The organism is Collinsella sp. TF11-5AC, from assembly GCF_003436775.1.
Taxonomy (GTDB): Bacteria; Actinomycetota; Coriobacteriia; order Coriobacteriales; family Coriobacteriaceae; genus Collinsella.
Genome location: NZ_QSQO01000043.1, coordinates 1 through 1,834 on the forward strand (window position 1 = coordinate 1; position 1,834 = coordinate 1,834).

At 57.3% G+C, this 1,834-nt stretch carries 2 protein-coding genes; both read left to right on the forward strand.

Annotation, left to right across the window (positions count from 1 at the left end):
• Positions 1-120: 120 nt before the first annotated feature.
• On the forward strand, positions 121-1,011 hold the full coding sequence (locus tag DXD16_RS10120) for a DMT family transporter (RefSeq protein WP_233502705.1): 891 nt from the start codon (positions 121-123) through the stop codon (positions 1,009-1,011).
• 224 nt (positions 1,012-1,235) lie between these two features.
• Positions 1,236-1,834: PTS sugar transporter subunit IIC (locus tag DXD16_RS10125; RefSeq protein WP_147326484.1), on the forward strand; the 599-nt coding region annotated here is incomplete at its 3' end.

Below are 1,834 nucleotides of genomic sequence, written 5' to 3' on the forward strand. Positions count from 1 at the left end.
TCGTCGGCGCGTTCTTCGGCGTGCTGGCGTAAGGGCCCGGCCTATTATTTGCCCCCAAGGGAAACGGCGACCCATTGCGGTCGCCGTTTTTTATTACCGAAAGCTAGTTGGAGGTGCTTCGTGATTCGATCTGACAATCCACCCGATAATGGCGTGAGCGGGGCGATGTATCTATTTGGCACGGCGCTCTTGTGGAGTTTTATCGGCATCCTCGTTCGCGCCAATTCGCAGTCAGCTCTTTTGATCGGTGCCGTCACGGCAATATTTATGGCGCTCTTTATCCTGCTCGTCGGCAGACCCGTCCTTCGCGTCAGCCGTCTTATTGTCCTTGTGGCCGTCTGCAACTTCGTGACGGGCACCACGTTTAACTTTGCCAACCAGCTCACGACGGTCGGCAACGCGATCGTTCTGCAGTACACCTCGATGATTTTCGTTATCGTGTATCAATCGCTCGCAACTCGCACGTTGCCCTCGCCTGCGAAGATTGCCTCCGTGGTGGTTGCTTTTACGGGTATGGGACTTTTCTTTTTAGGTGATTTGAGCGCCGAGGGCATGCTCGGAAATCTGCTTGCCATCATTTCGGGCGCCACCTTTGGGCTGTGTTTCTTTTTAAACTCTCGCCCCGATGCGTCGCCCATGGTGTCCTCGCTCATCTCCTGCGGCATCTCGATACTTCCGATCGTCTATTTTGCCGGCGACCTAGGCTCCGTGAAACCCTTTGAGTGGGGGCTTATGCTGGTGCATGGCCTTTTTTGCAGCGGCCTTGCGAGTGTGCTGTATGCCAAGGGGATTGCGCGCACCAACGCGTTTGCGGCCAACTTGGTTTGCATGAGTGAGGTCGTGCTCGCTCCCTGCTGGTCGGCGCTCCTCTTTGGCGAGGTCTTTAGCTGGAACGAGTTCTTGGGCGCGGCGATGATCGTTTTGGTGATTGTGGCCAACTTGGCATCCGATGCTTTTGGCGACGGCTTTCTGGTGGCGCTTGTCCGCCATCGAAACAAAGAGCGTGCCTAATGGGATGCGCCTGCCGTTTACGGTAAAAAACACCCCGCTGAGCGACTGGTATTAAATAAGGCGAACCTGCATACCTATAATTGGTATCAAATCATTTGTGCCTGGTATGGGTGTTAGCAGCACGCCAGGTGCGGTTCGGACCGTGTGGTCAAACTCCCGGATTGATATCAATAACGCGCGCGACGGGAGTGACGACGGTTCGAGATTCCTTATTGGGAGGAACTATGCTTGTCCAAGCAATCCTCGTCGGCTTAGTCGGAGCTTTTGGATGTCTCGACTACCAGCTCGGCACCCTCTACGCGTTCCGCCCCATCGTCCTGTGCCCGCTCGTGGGCCTGGTGCTGGGGGACCTGCAGACTGGCCTTGCCGTTGGCGCCAGCCTGGAGTTGCTGTTCATGGGCTCGATCTCCATCGGCGCCTACGTGCCGCCTAACGAAACCGTCGGCGGCGTGCTCGCCTGCGCGTTTGCCATTCAGCTCGGTCAGGGTACCGAGACGGCCATCGCGCTCGCCATGCCCATCGCCGTCCTTGCACTGACGATCGGCAACATTACCAATGCCTTGTTCCCTGTGTTTGTCGATATGGCAGACAAGTTCGCCCTCAAGGGAAACCTCAAAGGCATCTACGCCGTTCATTGGGGAATTGGAATCTGGGGCTGCGTCGAGTACTTCCTGCTGTGCGGCGGCGCCTTCTATTTGGGTTCCGACGCCATCCAGGGCCTGCTCGACTTCATCCCGCCCTTCATCATCGACGGTTGCGGCGTTGCCGCCAACATCCTGCCTGCCATGGGCTTCGCCATGCTCGGCCGCCTGGTGCTCACCAA